Annotated in this window: 14 protein-coding genes; all 14 read left to right on the plus strand. The window is 58.2% G+C overall.

Features of this window, described 5'->3' with window-relative positions; translation table 11 throughout:
* Nucleotides 1–26: 26 nt before the first annotated feature.
* The gene (locus tag EXY20_RS14345; RefSeq protein WP_167859220.1) at nucleotides 27–1,142 is read left to right on the plus strand and encodes an ATP-grasp domain-containing protein; all 1,116 of its coding nucleotides are present in this window, start codon (nucleotides 27–29) and stop codon (nucleotides 1,140–1,142) included.
* A gap of 32 nt (nucleotides 1,143–1,174) precedes the next feature.
* Complete coding sequence (locus tag EXY20_RS14350) at nucleotides 1,175–2,068, plus strand: ATP-grasp domain-containing protein (RefSeq protein ID WP_135552176.1); 894 nt, start codon at nucleotides 1,175–1,177, stop codon at nucleotides 2,066–2,068.
* Nucleotides 2,049–2,702, plus strand: a complete 654-nt coding sequence (locus tag EXY20_RS14355) for an HAD family hydrolase (RefSeq protein ID WP_135552179.1) — start codon at nucleotides 2,049–2,051, stop codon at nucleotides 2,700–2,702. The genes EXY20_RS14350 and EXY20_RS14355 overlap by 20 nt, the downstream gene beginning before the upstream one ends.
* Before the next feature lie 5 nt (nucleotides 2,703–2,707).
* Nucleotides 2,708–3,871 (plus strand): UDP-N-acetylglucosamine 2-epimerase, encoded by a 1,164-nt coding sequence (neuC, locus tag EXY20_RS14360; protein ID WP_135552181.1) that lies wholly within the window; start codon nucleotides 2,708–2,710, stop codon nucleotides 3,869–3,871.
* On the plus strand, nucleotides 3,871–4,545 hold the full coding sequence (locus EXY20_RS14365; protein WP_135552183.1) for a PIG-L deacetylase family protein: 675 nt from the start codon (nucleotides 3,871–3,873) through the stop codon (nucleotides 4,543–4,545). The genes neuC and EXY20_RS14365 overlap by 1 nt, the downstream gene beginning before the upstream one ends.
* A complete protein-coding gene (gene neuB / locus EXY20_RS14370; RefSeq protein WP_135552185.1) occupies nucleotides 4,542–5,621 on the plus strand; it encodes an N-acetylneuraminate synthase in 1,080 nt (359 codons plus the stop codon). Before EXY20_RS14365 ends, neuB begins: the two co-directional genes overlap by 4 nt.
* Nucleotides 5,618–6,250 (plus strand): acetyltransferase, encoded by a 633-nt coding sequence (locus EXY20_RS14375; RefSeq protein WP_135552187.1) that lies wholly within the window; start codon nucleotides 5,618–5,620, stop codon nucleotides 6,248–6,250. The genes neuB and EXY20_RS14375 overlap by 4 nt, the downstream gene beginning before the upstream one ends.
* Complete coding sequence (locus EXY20_RS14380; protein WP_135552189.1) at nucleotides 6,247–7,296, plus strand: nucleotidyltransferase family protein; 1,050 nt, start codon at nucleotides 6,247–6,249, stop codon at nucleotides 7,294–7,296. Before EXY20_RS14375 ends, EXY20_RS14380 begins: the two co-directional genes overlap by 4 nt.
* Complete coding sequence (locus EXY20_RS14385; protein ID WP_135552191.1) at nucleotides 7,293–8,006, plus strand: acylneuraminate cytidylyltransferase family protein; 714 nt, start codon at nucleotides 7,293–7,295, stop codon at nucleotides 8,004–8,006. The genes EXY20_RS14380 and EXY20_RS14385 overlap by 4 nt, the downstream gene beginning before the upstream one ends.
* Before the next feature lie 76 nt (nucleotides 8,007–8,082).
* Nucleotides 8,083–8,484: a flagellar protein FlaG gene (locus tag EXY20_RS14390; protein ID WP_235885893.1), complete on the plus strand. Its 402-nt coding sequence runs from the start codon at nucleotides 8,083–8,085 to the stop codon at nucleotides 8,482–8,484.
* A gap of 23 nt (nucleotides 8,485–8,507) precedes the next feature.
* Nucleotides 8,508–10,007 carry a flagellar filament capping protein FliD gene (gene fliD / locus EXY20_RS14395; RefSeq protein ID WP_135552193.1) on the plus strand — a complete coding sequence of 500 codons (1,500 nt, stop codon included), beginning with the start codon at nucleotides 8,508–8,510 and terminating at the stop codon, nucleotides 10,005–10,007.
* Between the two features lie 11 nt (nucleotides 10,008–10,018).
* On the plus strand, nucleotides 10,019–10,405 hold the full coding sequence (gene fliS / locus EXY20_RS14400; protein WP_135552195.1) for a flagellar export chaperone FliS: 387 nt from the start codon (nucleotides 10,019–10,021) through the stop codon (nucleotides 10,403–10,405).
* On the plus strand, nucleotides 10,398–10,736 hold the full coding sequence (locus EXY20_RS14405; protein WP_135552197.1) for a hypothetical protein: 339 nt from the start codon (nucleotides 10,398–10,400) through the stop codon (nucleotides 10,734–10,736). Before fliS ends, EXY20_RS14405 begins: the two co-directional genes overlap by 8 nt.
* A gap of 134 nt (nucleotides 10,737–10,870) precedes the next feature.
* Nucleotides 10,871–14,617 carry a hypothetical protein gene (locus EXY20_RS14410; RefSeq protein ID WP_135552200.1) on the plus strand — a complete coding sequence of 1,249 codons (3,747 nt, stop codon included), beginning with the start codon at nucleotides 10,871–10,873 and terminating at the stop codon, nucleotides 14,615–14,617.
* The last annotated feature ends 93 nt before the right edge of the window (nucleotides 14,618–14,710 follow it).

Here is a 14,710-nt window from a genome sequence, read left to right on the forward strand (position 1 = left end):
TTTCCGTTGGCGCAGGCGTTAATCAGTTGCCGTTGATTCGCAAGCTTCGGGAGATGGGGCATCGCGTCATCGGCTTCGACCTGAATCCCGATGCAGTCGGCAAGCCGTACTGTTCCTCGTTTGCCGCGATCAGCACGTGGGATTTCGATCGGGCGATCGATTGGCTGGAAGAGCTGGCGTGTCGGCCGGCCGCTGTCTGCTGCTTCTCCTTCGGGAAGGCGCTCACGACACAACAGAAGATCGCGGCTCGCTTCCGGTTGCCGGCCCGGTTGCCGGATTTGTTTTTCGAGTTGAATGAGAACAAGCGTTATCTTCGCCAATCGCTCGAACTTGCCGAACTCAGCGGCATGAAGGAATGGGCAGGAGCGGAAATAGCGGCCGGCAACGCCGCAATCGAACGGGATGCGACGTATATCGTCAAGCCGGTTCGCGGCGTTTCCAGCAAAGGGATCACCGTCTGTGAGGGCGCCCAGTTGAGCCGGCATCCGGACATCGCGCAAGGCCTTGACGTTATCGTGCAGGAATGGCTGGACGGGCGCGAGTACCGGCTGCAAGTGCTGGTACAGGAAGGACAAATTCGGTTTGCGGCGGCGATTGAAAAACTGAATTTGTACCAAACCGTTTTTACCGCCCGGCTTGTGCCCGTTTTCGAACAGCCCGAATGGGTGGAAAATTTGGTTATCCGGCTGGTCGAAGCGTACGGGTTGACGGATGCGGTCATGAAGATCGACTGTATCGCAACAGAAGATAAAGTGGAAATAATCGAACTGGACTTTTGCATTGCCGGCGACTATTTCGAAACGCACATGGCGCCGCATTGCTTCGGCTACGACTTTGTATCGCAATATATCGCCTTGATGTTGGGCGAGCGGGTGGAAGGAAGAAGCGAAGCCGGCGGAACGTACCGCTGCTTCGACTATATTTTCAATCCGGATGAAGTTCCGTATGTCGTGGATTGGCAGCAGGTGCAGGAAGTCGTGAATGCGCATTTTCCGGGGGCGATCGTCGTACAGACGAAACAGTCTGGCGACGTCGTACGTCGGCCGACCAGCAATCTGGACAATATTGCCGGATTTTTTCATAACCGGCTCGATCTGAACCATGACGAAGTGAATCGTTTGATCGTCGGCGCGCTCCGGTAACGGCAGCGGCGGAGGGAAGACGGAGGAACCCCATGAACGTATTGACAGAGGCTTCCGGCAGCCTGACGTCCGGCTATCTGATCCGCTCCATCCAGCAGGCCGGCTATTCCGCCTTGGCGTCCGATGTCGACGAAGAGAACGCCGGCCGTTATTTGGCCGACGACTTTATCAGGATGCCGTTCAAGAACGATCCCGCGCTATGGGAGAAAGTCGGGCAACTGCTTGCGTTGCACCGTGTTGACGTCGTGATCCCCTCCTTCGACGAAATGTTGCTTGGCTGGAGCGAACGCAAGGAGTCGTTTCGCGAACAAGGCATCCGCGTTGTACTTTCCGATCCCGCGACGATCGCGGTATGCCAGGACAAATGGGAGACGTATCAGTTTTTTGTCCGTCATGGCATTCCGACGCCGGCCACGAGCCTGGAGCAGCGCTACCCGCTCGTCAAGCCGCGCGAAGGGCGCGGCGCCGTTGGCGTGAAGGTGACGGCGGAAGCGGTCGACATGAACGGGATGATTTCGCAGGAGTTGCTGACCGGCGAGGAATACACCGTCGATGTGCTATGCGACAAGCATGCCGTGCCGCAGTACATTGTGCCGCGCAAGCGTCTCAAGGTGCGCGAAGGGAAGTCGACCGGCGGCGTTGTCGTCCGTCAGCCGGAGATCGAGCGATGGGTCCGCGCCATCTGCGCGAAGCTGCCGTTCATCGGGCCGGTCAACATGCAATGTTTCCTGAATGACAAAGGAGAAGTGCGATTCGTCGAAATCAACCCCCGCATCGCGGGAGGCATGGCGCTCGGATTCGCCGCGACGGAGAACTGGATTGGCGCGATCGTCCGCCATTTGACGGACGGACAACCGATCGAACCGAAGCCGATTCAATACGGCATGAAGATGATGAGGTATTATCATGAAGTTTTTATCCCCTGAGCCGGACTGGCAGGCCGTCAAGGCGATCGGACTTGATATGGACGGCACGCTTTACGACGAAGCGGATTTTATCGCGCAGGTATACCGGCCGATCAGTTTGTATTTGGCGGGGGAGCTGTCGTGCGAAGCGGAAGCGCTTTATGCGTGGATGCTGCAGCGATGGCGGGAGAAAGGCAGCTCGTATCCGTACATTTTCAGCGAAGCGATCCAACGTTTCGGCAGCGGAGGGCGGGAGGAAAGCACAGAATGGATTCGCCATTGCGTGCAATTGTTCCGGCAGTTTCGCCCCATGCTCCGGTTGGCCGACACGACGGCCAAATGGCTGGATGACGCAGCCGGGAACTACGCGTTGTTTCTTGTCACGGACGGCCAGGCTGCCCTGCAGCAGGCCAAGATCGACGCCTTGCAGTTGTCCCGCTGGATCGCGCCGGGCAATACGGCGATATCCGGCTGCTACGGAGCGGATTGCCAGAAGCCGTCCACCAAGCTGCTCGACGCTATCGAACTGTTCTCGCAAGGCCGCATCCAACCGGGAGAAGTCGTCTACATCGGCGACCGGGATGTCGACGAGCAGTTCGCCAAGGCGGCGGGCTTTGCTTTCATCAGGGCCATCAATCGGAACGAGGCGGGTTGAACCACATGAACAACAAACGCAAGGTGCTTGGCGTCACGGGCATCCGTTCGGAATACGACATCATGTCTTCGGTCTTTGCCGCGATTAAAGAGCACCCGGCTCTCGAGCTGGAGTTGATCGTCACCGGCGCGCATTTGTCGCCCACGTACGGGCTGACGGTCGAAGAAATCAAGCGGGACGGGTTCGTCATCGCCGACGAAATCGAAAGCCTGATTAACGGCGACCGCGACGCATCGCGGGTGAAGGGGCTGGCGATTCAACTGCAAGGGATGGTGCAGACGGCATGCCGCGTTCGTCCGGACTTCCTGCTCGTTCTCGGCGATCGCGAAGAAGCCATGACAACGGCGCTCGTTGGCGCCTATTTGAACATTCCGGTGGCGCATGTGGCCGGCGGCGATCGTGTCGTCGGCAACGTCGACGATCAGGTGCGGCATGCGGTGACGAAGCTGGCGCATCTCCATTTCGTCACCAATCAGGAGAGCGCCGAACGCGTGCTTGGCCTGGGGGAGCAGCCGTTCCGGGTATTCAATACCGGGAATCCGGGTCTCGATCGCCTCTTGAGCGTTCCCTCCCTGAGCGATGCGGAACTGTCGGAGCGGCTTGGCTTCGAGATTGCCGAAGGCGAGCCGCTGGTGATGCTGATCCAGCACGTCATTTCGACGGAGATCGAATACGCCTACGACCAGATGAAAGAGACGATGGAAGCGGTGAGGCGGCTCGGGATCAAGACGGTGCTCAGCTACCCGAATTCCGACGCCGGAAGCCAGCAGCTCATGCGGGCGATCGGCGAATTCGCCGACTTGCCATTCCTGTATACCGCTCGCAACATCCCCCGGCTCGAGTTCGTCAACCTGATGCGGAGGGCGTCCTGCATGCTCGGCAATTCCAGCGCGGGCATCCTCGAAGCGCCGCTGCTGAAGCTGCCGGTCATCAACGTCGGCAACCGCCAGAAAGGGCGGCTGCACGCGGAGAATGTCGCTTTCGTCCCGCACGACCGGGAACAGATCGTACAGGCCGTGCAGCGGGCGGTCTTCGACAGCGGTTATCGCGCCGAAGTCGCTGCTTGTCGCAATCCGTACGGCGACGGCAACAGTTCGACAACAATCGCCGAAATATTGGCGGGCATCGCCATCGATGATAAACTATTGATAAAGGATATGACGTACTGATGGGAAAAAATGTGATCGTCGTCGCCCCCCATCCCGACGATGAAACGCTTGGATGCGGAGGCACATTGCTTCGTCATATCGCGGCGGGAGACCGGGTGCACTGGCTGATCGTGACGGAGATGCCTTCCCATTGGCCGAACGCGGCCGAACGGCGGGCCGCAAGACAGCGCGAGATCGACACGGTGGCGGCGATGTACGGGTTTGCGGGCACGCACACGCTCGGCTTCCCGGCTACCCGGCTGGATACCGTGGCGATCGGCGACTTGGTGGAGGCGATCAGCGCCGTTTTTCGCGACGTGTTGCCCGAATGCGTGTATGTCCCTTACCGCGGCGATGTGCATACCGATCACAAGCAAGTGTTCGATGCGGCGGTGTCCTGCACGAAGTGGTTCCGCTACCCATCGGTCAAGCGGGTGCTCGCGTATGAAACGTTATCGGAAACCGAGTTTGGCATCAACCCGGACAACAACGGCTTCCGCGCCAACGTGCTGGTCGATATTTCGCCTTATCTGGAGCGCAAGCTTGACATCATGCGGGTATTCCAAAGCGAGATGGCGCCGTTCCCGTTCCCGCGCAGCGAGCAATCGCTCCGGGCGCTGGCAACGCTGCGCGGGCAGATGGCGGGTACGATGGCGGCAGAATCATTCATGTTGCTAAAGGAGATCGTGTCATGAGCAGAACGTATGTCATTGCGGAAGCGGGCGTCAATCACAACGGATCCCTCGACCTGGCAAAGCGGCTGATCGAGGCCGCCCGCGAAGCAGGCGCCGACGCGGTGAAGTTTCAAACCTTCAATACGAACAAGCTGCTTAACCGGGACGCTCCCAAAGCGGCCTATCAAACCGAAACGACCGATGCGGCGGAATCGCAGTTCGATATGATCAAGAAGCTGGAACTGAGCATGGAAGCTCACCGCGAATTGGTGGCCCATTGCTTGCGTTGCGGCATTCAGTTTCTTTCTACCCCTTTCGACGAGGACAGTGTTCGGCTGCTGACGGAAGCGCTCGATGTGCCGGCGGTGAAAATTTCCTCGGGCGATCTGACCAACGCGCCGTTGCTGTTGCAAGTCGCGCAAACGGGCAAGCCGATGATCCTGTCGACCGGCATGGCTACGCTCGGCGAAGTGGAAGCCGCGCTAGGCGTCGTGGCGTTCGGCTATTTGCGGGAACCCGGGGGAACGCCCGGCACAGCGGCATTCCGTCAAGCGTACGGTTCGGCACAAGGACAAGCGCTATTGCGCGAGAAGGTTGCCTTGCTGCACTGTACGACGGAATACCCGACCCCGTTTGACGAAGTGCACTTGAACAATATGACGACGCTGGCCGGCGCGTTCGGGCTGAAAGTCGGTTATTCCGACCACACCATGGGCATCACGGTGCCGATTGCGGCGGTGGCGCTGGGCGCGCAAGTGATCGAGAAGCATTTCACCCTGGACCGCCAGCTGCCCGGACCCGATCATCGCGCCTCGCTCGAGCCGGACGAACTGAAACGGATGGTGCAGGCGATTCGCGAAACGGAAGCCGCGCTAGGCTCCTTCCGGAAGACGCCGACGGAATCGGAGCGCAAGAACATGCCGGTTGCCCGCAAAAGCATCGTCGCCGCCGAACCGATCGAAGCGGGAGAAACGCTGACCGCGCACAACTTGACCGTGAAACGTCCCGGGGACGGCATTTCGCCGCTCCACTTCTTCGATCTGCTCGGCACCCGGGCGAATGGGGCCTACCGGACGGACGAGCCGATCAAACGATGAAACGGACCGCTATTGTCCTGGGCGGCGGCGGACACGCGCAGGTCGTCGTCGAAATGGCGCGCCTGCAGGGGCTGCATGTGATTGGCATGACGCTGCCCGATCCGGCAACGGAGAGCAAGCTGGACCTGCCTTGCCTGGGAACGGACGAAGCCCTGTTCGACTTCGCGCCGGAGGAAGTAACGCTGCTGAACGGCGTTGGCTCCGTGGCGGTTCCGACGGTCAGACGGCTGCTGTTCGAAAAGCTGCGGGAGCGCGGTTATTCGTTTGCCGCCGTCATTCATCCGGCAGCCGCAGTAAGTGGCAGCGCAGCCTTGGCCGAGGGCGTCCAGGTGATGGCGGGAGCGATTATTCAACCGGGCTGCGTGGTTGGCGCCAATTCCATCGTCAATACGAAGGCGTCGCTTGATCACAATACGCGCGTCGGCACGCATGTGCATGTAGCCCCTGGCGCTACCGTCTGCGGCGAAGTGCAGATCGGCGACGCCGTTCATATCGGCACGGGAGCGACAGTGCTGCAAGGCATTCGGATCGGAACGGGCAGCGTCATCGGCGCCGGCGCGTTGGTCGTCAAAGACGTTGCATCCGGCGCAACAGTGATGGGAGTACCGGCCAAGGAGGTCGCACGATGAACCATTGGAGGAAAATTGCATTAGCGCCTTCGGCGACGATCCTGCAAGCGCTCGATGTCATCGATACGGGAGCGCTGCAGATCGCCCTCGTGGTCGGCAGCGACGACGTGCTGCTCGGCGTGGTGACGGACGGCGACATTCGCCGGGGCATCTTGCGCGGGTTGCCGCTGGATGCGGATGTATCGAAGGTCATGAATGCGAATCCGATTACGGCATACGAAACGCAGAGCCGGGAAACGATCATCGCGATCATGAAGAACAGGAAACGCCGGCATCTGCCGATCGTCGACGATAACGGTCGGGTCGTGCGGCTTGAACTGCTGGACCGCCTGCAGCAATTGGTTCGCAAGCCGAACTGGGTCGTGCTGATGGCAGGCGGGCTCGGGACGCGCCTCAGTCCGCTTACCGACGATTGCCCGAAGCCGCTGCTCAAAGTGGGCAGCAAGCCGATTCTCGAAACGATCCTCGAAAATTTCATCGAGAATGGCTTTTACCGGTTTTATTTGTCCGTCAATTACCGGGCGGAGATGATCAAGGACTACTTCGGCGACGGTTCGCGTTGGGGCGTGCAAATCCGCTACATTCACGAGAATCAGCGGCTCGGCACCGCCGGTGCGCTGCGGCTGATCGAAGAGCCGCTGCACGAGCCGATCCTGGTCATGAACGGCGATTTGCTGACCAAGGTGAATTTTGAACAATTGCTGGAATTTCATCTTGAAACGGGCTCCGATGCGACGATGTGCGTCAGGGAATTCGAATTCCAAATTCCGTACGGCGTCGTCAAAGCGGAGGATCACCGGCTCATGCGGATCGAGGAGAAGCCGATTCAGCGCTACTTCATCAACGGCGGCATTTATGTGCTGGACCCCGAGCTGCTGCCGCTGGTGCCGAAGGATACGTTTTTCGATATGCCCAGCCTGTTCGACAAAGCGATCGCGCTGCACAAAAATTCGTCGGTGTATCCGATCCGCGAGTATTGGCTCGACATCGGCCGGATGGACGACTTCCAGCGCGCCAACATCGACGTCAAAGAGGGATTGTTATGATTAACGGAAAAACGGTGATGGCGTTCATCCCGGCGCGCGGCGGGTCGAAAGGCATCCCTCGCAAAAATATTGCGATGGCCGCCGGCAAACCGCTCCTTGCGTGGACGATCGAAGCGGCCCGAGGCTCGAGGTATATTGACCGGCTCATCTTGACCTCCGATGACGAAACGATCATCGGCGTCGCCCGCGAATGGGGATGCGAAGCTCCTTTCGTACGGCCGGCCGAGTTGGCGCGCGACGATACGCCGGGCATGGACATGGTGATGCATACCGTACATAATATGCCGGCCTACGACTATATCCTGCAGCTGCAGCCGACCTCTCCGTTGCGCACGTCCGAGGATATCGACCTGGCGCTGGAACTGACCGAAAGCAGGGGGGCGGCAGCGTGCGTGTCCGTAACCAAGCTGGCGGCCAGCCCTCATTGGATGTACGCGGTGGACGAGCGGCAGCGCATGAGCCCGCTGCTGGAACGCAACAAGCTGCTGCCGCGTCAAAGCTTGCCGGACACGTACACGTTGAACGGCGCCATCTGCCTGGCGGAACGGAAGTGGCTGCTGCAGAGCCGAACGTTCATGGGCGAGGAAACGATCGCCTATGTCATGCCTCGCGAACGCTCTGTCGACATCGACGCCCCGATCGATCTTGTCGTGTTCGAAGCGTTGATTGCCGCGAGGGACAAGCCGGTTCCGGCCGAGCGCGGAAATTAAATTTGCCGACGGCTAAACTAATGAGGCCGGCATTCCGATAAAATGAGTAATGGAATTATCGGATGGAGGAATGTTCATGGCTTCGGATTTTGCAATCAATAAATACGCTGCTCCGCCCGTAGCCGAAGCGGCCAGGATGACCGTGAAGGAAGAGCCGAAGCCGGCGAAGCTGGCGGTGGATTCGGCCGCCAAGCAAATTCACAGCGTGGCCGATGTGAGGAAGGCGGAATTGCAAGGGGAACGCATTCCGATCAGCGACGAGCAATTGATCCGCGCTATCGATCGGGCGATCAAAGCGATGCAAGGGCCGACGACTACCTTTGACTTTTCGGTTCATGAGAAGACGAAGCAGATCGTGGTCAAAGTGTTGGATAAAGATACAGGCGAGGTCATTCGCGAAATTCCCCCGGAGAAAAATTTGGACTTGCTCGCCAAGCTGTGGGAAATGGCAGGCATTCTGGTGGATAAACGCGGGTAATTTGAACAAGCGAGGTGATCGACATGGTAAACCGTATTACCGGTTTGTCGTCCGGCATGGATATCGACGCCATGGTGGCGAAGATGATGCAGGCGGCGCGTGTGCCTGTGGACAAGCTGTACCAGAAGAAGCAAACGATCGAATGGCAACGTGACGCATATCGCGACATGAATACAACCCTGTACGACTATCGGAACAACAAGCTGTTCAATCAGCGGCTCGACTCCAGCTATGCTTCCAAGCTGGCGACAGTGACGGGAGCCAGCAGTTCCATAACCGCGAAAGTATCCGGTTCGACGAACACGAAATCGCTCACGGTCAAAGTCAATACATTGGCCGAAGTGGCCCAGACGAGCTCTGCGGAGGACATCCGATTGGTCGGCGGTTCGGCTTCCGCATTCGATCCGACGGCCAAGCTGGATACGCAAGCCGCCAACTTGAAAGGCGATATCGCCGGCCAAACTTCCTATACCTTCGATATCAACGGCAAGACGATTACGGTCGACACTACGGCCGATTCGCTGAACAGCGTTATCAGCCGGATCAATTCGCAGACCGACGTCACAGCCTACTACGATAAAGAGAGCGGCAGAATTTCGTTGACTTCGAAGGATACGGGCTCCGCCGCCAAGATCGAATTGACGGATACGGACGGTTTCCTGTCGGATATATTCCGGGTAACGGATATGAACAAGACAGGAGTCGACGCATCGCTCGAGATCAACGGTCTCGCCACAACGCGGTCCTCCAACAAATTTACGGTCGACGGCATCGAGATCAGTCTTATGTCGCCGTCGAGTTCCGTCGCTACCGTTTCGATTTCGCAGGATACGGACAAGATGGTCGATACGATCAAGAGCTTCGTCAACGACTACAACACCATGCTGCAGGCGCTGAACGACAAGCTGAACGAACCGAAGTATCGGGATTACCAGCCGCTGACGGACGAACAGAAGAAGGCAATGGAAACGAAGGAAATCGACCTCTGGGAATCCAAGGCGAAGAGCGGCATGCTGAAGAACGATTCGATTCTGAGCGGTGTCGTCAGCAAAATGAGATCGGCTATTATTGCCCAGGTCGACGATACCGGCGACAGCCGCTACAAAACGCTTGCTTCCATCGGCATTACGACGGGGCAGTACTATGAGAACGGCAAGCTGTATATCGATGAAACCAAGCTGCGGAAGGCGATTGCCGACAATCCGGACGCCGTCAGAGCCATTTTCTCCGCCAAGGGAAGCGGCACGAACGGCACCGCCGATGTCGGCGTTGCGGAACGGATCTACGATTCGCTGGCCGACGTGTCCAACCAGTTGAAGACGAAGTCGGGAACCGCCGGCGTTTTGACGGACAGCAGCGTGCTCGGCAAGCAACTGACGGACGTCGGCAAGCAGATCGATGATGGCAACAAGCGGCTCACCGTATTGGAAACGAAATATTACGCGCAATTTAAGGCGATGGAATCGGCCATCAACAAATACAATGCACAGTCCGGGTATTTGGCACAGGCGTTCGGCCAATAGGAGGAACCAAGATGCTCCAACAGCAAAACAAGTATCTGGAGAACAGCATCCAGACTTCGACGCCTGCGCAGCTCGTTATAATGTTGTGTGACGGTGCTATTCGGTTCTGCAAGGCCGGAGCGGAAGCAATCAAGAAGAAGAAATACGCCGAAGCGAACCGGTATCTCATCAAAACGCAGCGAATCATCAACGAGTTCATCATTACATTGGACCGGTCCCTGCCAATCGCCGATGAATTGTTGCGCTTGTATGATTATTTCAATTACAGACTCATTCAGGCGAACTCCAAGAAAGATGCGGAACCCGCCGAAGAGGTGCTGCAATATTTGATCGAACTGAAAGAAACATGGACCCAGGCGGCCAAAATCGTCAACGCGTCCGGAGTGCGTCATGGATGAGTTGATCGAACAGTTGGAGCGGCTGACGAAACAAATGCTTGCCGCGTTGGATACGGCGGATGCGGACGATATGGTCGCTTTTACCGAACGCCGCGAGCACCTGGTGTCCGGCATACGGTCCGCGATGGAGTCGACGTCGGAAGCAAGCGCAAGTCAGAAGAGCAAGGTGCAGTCGATTCTTGCTTACGATTTCACCATCCAGTCGGCCATGGCCAAGCTGCGGGACGATGCCTTGACGGAACACAACAAATTTGTGGTCGCCAAGAAAAATAAGAGCGTTTATGAGGCCGCTTACGTGGAAGACAGCTATTTTATCGACAAGAGAAAGTAAGGAAAATGCCGTCTGGGCTATGGCCGGGCGGTTTTTTGTGCCACATTTTTTCCAAAGGCCTCCATCCGGTATACAAATAACAAGCCCGCTTGTCGATATAACCAGTAGAACTACATCGATTTGGAGGTGTCATCATGCGGTTTCGAGCCGTCAAACAACTCGTTATCGCCAGCATGCTGGCCTACACGTTCGCAGGAGCAACAGGCGCGGCTGTTGCAGCGGATCCGGTTCCTACAGAAGCGCCGCTGGCTTCCGATATCACAGTCGTCAACTATCCGACGGGAACGGATGATACTGTCACGGTTACCGGATTGCAGGATGGCGATCTGGTGAACGTATATAAGTCGGCTGACGGCGCCGAATTATGGGGCAGCGCGACGGCTGTCGGTACGCAGGCGATCGTGTCGATCACCCAGCTCGGCAGAGCCGCGGGCGGCACCTTGTACGTTACGGTGACAAGCAGCGGCGACTATTCGGAGAGCGAGCGGACGGCGAAAGAATTTACGGCGGAAGGAATATCGGCTGCCATTTCCGCAACCAACATCACGATTGACAACAACATTGAAGAAGAGTGGGACTATGTCCATGTCGCCGGGTTGGATGACGGGGATACGGTAAAGGTATACAGTACGCAGACGTCGATTTATCCCATTGCTTCGCTGACGATAACGGACAGCACTTATGCCCATATCCCGTTGTATTTGTCCAAAGCCGCGGGAAGCGTTTATGTCAGCCTGACCAGTCCTGTGAAGCTGGAAGGGGCGCGCACGGCCAAGTCGTTTGCGGCCGAATCCATTTCGACGGCGCCTGTTGCGGGAAACATTACGATCGATAACAATTTGCGGGGGACATCGGACAAGGTAACGGTAACCGGATTAACGGAAGGTACCGTGGTGAAAATTTACGCCAATTCGACCGATACGGTCCCGTTGGCCGCTGCGACCGTTGCCGCCGGCGAAACGGACATCGAAGTATCGATCACGCAGATCGGGCAAACCGCCGGCAGTCTGTACGTGACGTTGACGAATGCGCCGAAGACGGAAAGCCCACGCACCGCCAAGTCGTTCAGCGCAGAGCCGACGACGGCAGCGCCGCTGGCTTCGGCGATTACGGTGGAGAACAACCGCGAAGGTACAGCGGATACGATAACCGTAACCGGCTTGGTGTACGGTGCTGTCGTCACGGTCTATAACGCTGCCGCCTCTGCCGTTGCGATCGGCAAAGCAACGGTGGCCGATGACGAGACGTCGGTCGTCTTGAGCGTAGCCCAACTGGGCAAAGGCAAAGGAAGCATTCTCGTATCGCAGACGGAAGCGAACAAACTGGAAAGCGCCAAAACGGCCAAAGCTTATGTTGCCGAACAGGTAAGCGCGGCATTGACTGCGGCTTCGATTGCGGTGGTCAACCGCGTGGAAGCGGAGCTGGATACCGTAACGGTTGACGGCCTGAGCGAAGGCGACATCATTAAGGTTTATGAAACCAAATCGTCGACGGCTGTGCTTGGGCAAGCCGAAGTTGGCGAAGACCAGACCAGCGCCGCAGTCAGTTTGTATTTGAGCAATAAAGCCGGCAGCGTTTATACCACCGTAACGAAGCAGGGCAAGCTTGAAAGCCCGCGTACGGCCAAAGCTTATGCCGCGGAAGAAACGACGCCGGCGCTGACGGCCGACCGCGTCACGGTGACGAACCATGCGGAGGGGACGGCGGACGAGATTGTCGTTACCGGACTGTCCGCCGGCGAGATCGTTCGGGTGTACAGCACAGCGAAAGGGGCTTTCCCGCTTGGCGGAACGGTCGCGGAAGGAAGTACGGCAACTGTCAAGGTTCAGCAGTTGGGAGTGAAAAGCGGGAAAGTGTTTGTTTCGGTCACTGCCGATCCCAAAGCCGAAAGCACCCGCATCGAAAAAACGTACACGGCCGAACAAACTTCGGCATCGGTTTCGGCCACGGCGACCAATGAGGCGGAAGGCACGGCCGATACGATCGCTGTCAGCGGATTGGCACCGGGGGATATCGTAACGGTGTATCCGAGCAAATCATCGTTGCGCGTCATGGGCACTGCAGAGGCATCCGGCACGACGGCAACGATCGCCATTGAACAGCTGGGGAAAAAAGCGGGAACGGTTTATGTGGCCGTAACGAGCGGCGACAAACGTCCGAGCGCGCGTACCGCGGTTTCTTATACCGCCGAGGCGACTGTAGCCGTGGACAAAAATGCGGTCCAGTCAACAACGTTGTCGGCATCCGCCATCGCCGTGACCAACGGGACGGCCAATCAAGCCGATCAGGTGACGGTATCGGGGCTGGCGGCGGGAGACGTCGTGAAGGTGTACGAAGGCGCAACGTCGGGTTGGGTGATGGGCTCGGCTACCGAATCCGGCGGGACTGCCTCCGTTTCGATTGCGCAGCTTGGCAGCGCTAAAGGCAAAATTTATGTGTCCGTTACCAGCACGGACAAGCTGGAAAGCAAACGTACGGCGGCGGCATATGCGGCCGAGCCGGTGACGGCGGTTCCGGTGACGGCATCGGTGTACACTGTCAACAACCCTGGCGGCAGTCTGGACAAGGTGGCGGTTTCCAATGTCACGGTAGGGGATGCCGTGTATGTCTTCGCTTCGTCCAGTGCAGCGGCTTCGCCGCTTGCGTGGGCGTCCGTAACGAGCGGCACGACCGTGGAGGTGCCGGTGTTCTTCAGCAAAACGGCAGCTACCGTGTACGTATCCGTACAGAATGAAAACAAGCTGCCAAGCAAGCGGCTGAAGGTGAAGGTCGCGGCCGAACTGGCCAGCGGCGTGGCGGATTCGGCCATCGCTGTGGCGAATCGTCCGACGGGGACGATGGATACCGTAACCGTGAATGGGCTGGAGACCGGCGATCTCGTAAAGGTGTATGCCACGTCCAAGGCGCCGGTGCCGCTGGCCGGGGCGGTTGTGACGACAGGCGATTCCGTAACGATTTCCGTCTACCAGCTCGGCAAGTCGGCCGGCAAAGTGTATGTCAGTGTGACGGCTAGCGGCAAGTCGGAGAGCGGGCGCACGGTCAAAGCATTTGCCGCCGAGCCGGTAACGGCCACCCCAGTGGCCGCAGCGGTAACCGTTACGAACAACGTCTACGGCATTGCCGATCATGTGACGGTCAGCGGATTGACGGACGGCGATCGGGTCAACGTGTACACCACCAACACGACAACGACGGCGATTGGAAGCGCGACGGCATCGGGAGGCAGCGCGGATGTAAGCATTGAGCAGCTCGGCAAAGCGAACGGCACGGTTTATGTCGCCGTTACCGGAACCGACAAGCTCGAAAGCAAACGGCTGAAAAAAACGTATATCGCCGAGGCGACGGCCGCCAAGCCAACGCTGGCCAACATCTCGATCGACAATAACAGCGAAGGCACGCTCGATCGGATTGTGGTATCGGGGCTGGCCGCGGGCGATACGGTCAAGGTTTATGCGACGTCGAAGTCGGTCGATCCTATCGCGAGCGGGACGGAGTCGAGCGGAACGGCGACACTGTATGCTTATCTCGCCAAAGCGGGCGGAACCGCGTATGTGACGGTTACCGGCACGACGAGCCAGGAGAGCGCGCGAGTCGGGAAAATATATGGCGCCGAGCAGACGTCCACAGCCCCGGCGGCGGAAGCGATGGCGGTCGATACGATTGCCAAAACGATTACGGTAAACGGTTTGACTGCCGGAGACGCGATCAAAATTTACGCGAATTCATCCGATAAAATGCCGATCGGCGGCGCGGTAGCGGCAGGGACGTCCGCCACGGCGACGCTGGCGCAGCTGGGGACGTCGGGGAAGGTATACGTTACCGTAACGAGCCCCGGGAAACCGGAAAGCAAACGAACGGAACGGTCGTACAAGGCAACGTAACCGCAGCTTCACAAGCCAATTGACAATCGTATTGGCTGGATGCTATATTCGAGATGTGGCGAAATTCGCACACTTATTTGAAGACGAAGGGAA

This window comes from Paenibacillus cymbidii (assembly GCF_004764705.1).
Classification (GTDB): domain Bacteria; phylum Bacillota; class Bacilli; order Paenibacillales; family NBRC-103111; genus Paenibacillus_AN; species Paenibacillus_AN cymbidii.

Bases quoted from the DNA above. Each gene is read 5' to 3' on its own strand.
- EXY20_RS14390 (WP_235885893.1), top strand. From the start codon at position 8,083: ATGGCTTCGGATTTTGCAATCAATAAATACGCTGCTCCGCCCGTAGCC.
- fliD (WP_135552193.1), top strand. From the start codon at position 8,508: ATGGTAAACCGTATTACCGGTTTGTCGTCCGGCATGGATATCGACGCC.
- EXY20_RS14385 (WP_135552191.1), top strand. From the start codon at position 7,293: ATGATTAACGGAAAAACGGTGATGGCGTTCATCCCGGCGCGCGGCGGG.
- neuC (WP_135552181.1), top strand. From the start codon at position 2,708: ATGAACAACAAACGCAAGGTGCTTGGCGTCACGGGCATCCGTTCGGAA.
- fliS (WP_135552195.1), top strand. From the start codon at position 10,019: ATGCTCCAACAGCAAAACAAGTATCTGGAGAACAGCATCCAGACTTCG.
- EXY20_RS14355 (WP_135552179.1), top strand. From the start codon at position 2,049: ATGAAGTTTTTATCCCCTGAGCCGGACTGGCAGGCCGTCAAGGCGATC.
- EXY20_RS14410 (WP_135552200.1), top strand. From the start codon at position 10,871: ATGCGGTTTCGAGCCGTCAAACAACTCGTTATCGCCAGCATGCTGGCC.
- EXY20_RS14405 (WP_135552197.1), top strand. From the start codon at position 10,398: ATGGATGAGTTGATCGAACAGTTGGAGCGGCTGACGAAACAAATGCTT.
- EXY20_RS14350 (WP_135552176.1), top strand. From the start codon at position 1,175: ATGAACGTATTGACAGAGGCTTCCGGCAGCCTGACGTCCGGCTATCTG.
- EXY20_RS14380 (WP_135552189.1), top strand. From the start codon at position 6,247: ATGAACCATTGGAGGAAAATTGCATTAGCGCCTTCGGCGACGATCCTG.
- neuB (WP_135552185.1), top strand. From the start codon at position 4,542: ATGAGCAGAACGTATGTCATTGCGGAAGCGGGCGTCAATCACAACGGA.
- EXY20_RS14375 (WP_135552187.1), top strand. From the start codon at position 5,618: ATGAAACGGACCGCTATTGTCCTGGGCGGCGGCGGACACGCGCAGGTC.
- EXY20_RS14365 (WP_135552183.1), top strand. From the start codon at position 3,871: ATGGGAAAAAATGTGATCGTCGTCGCCCCCCATCCCGACGATGAAACG.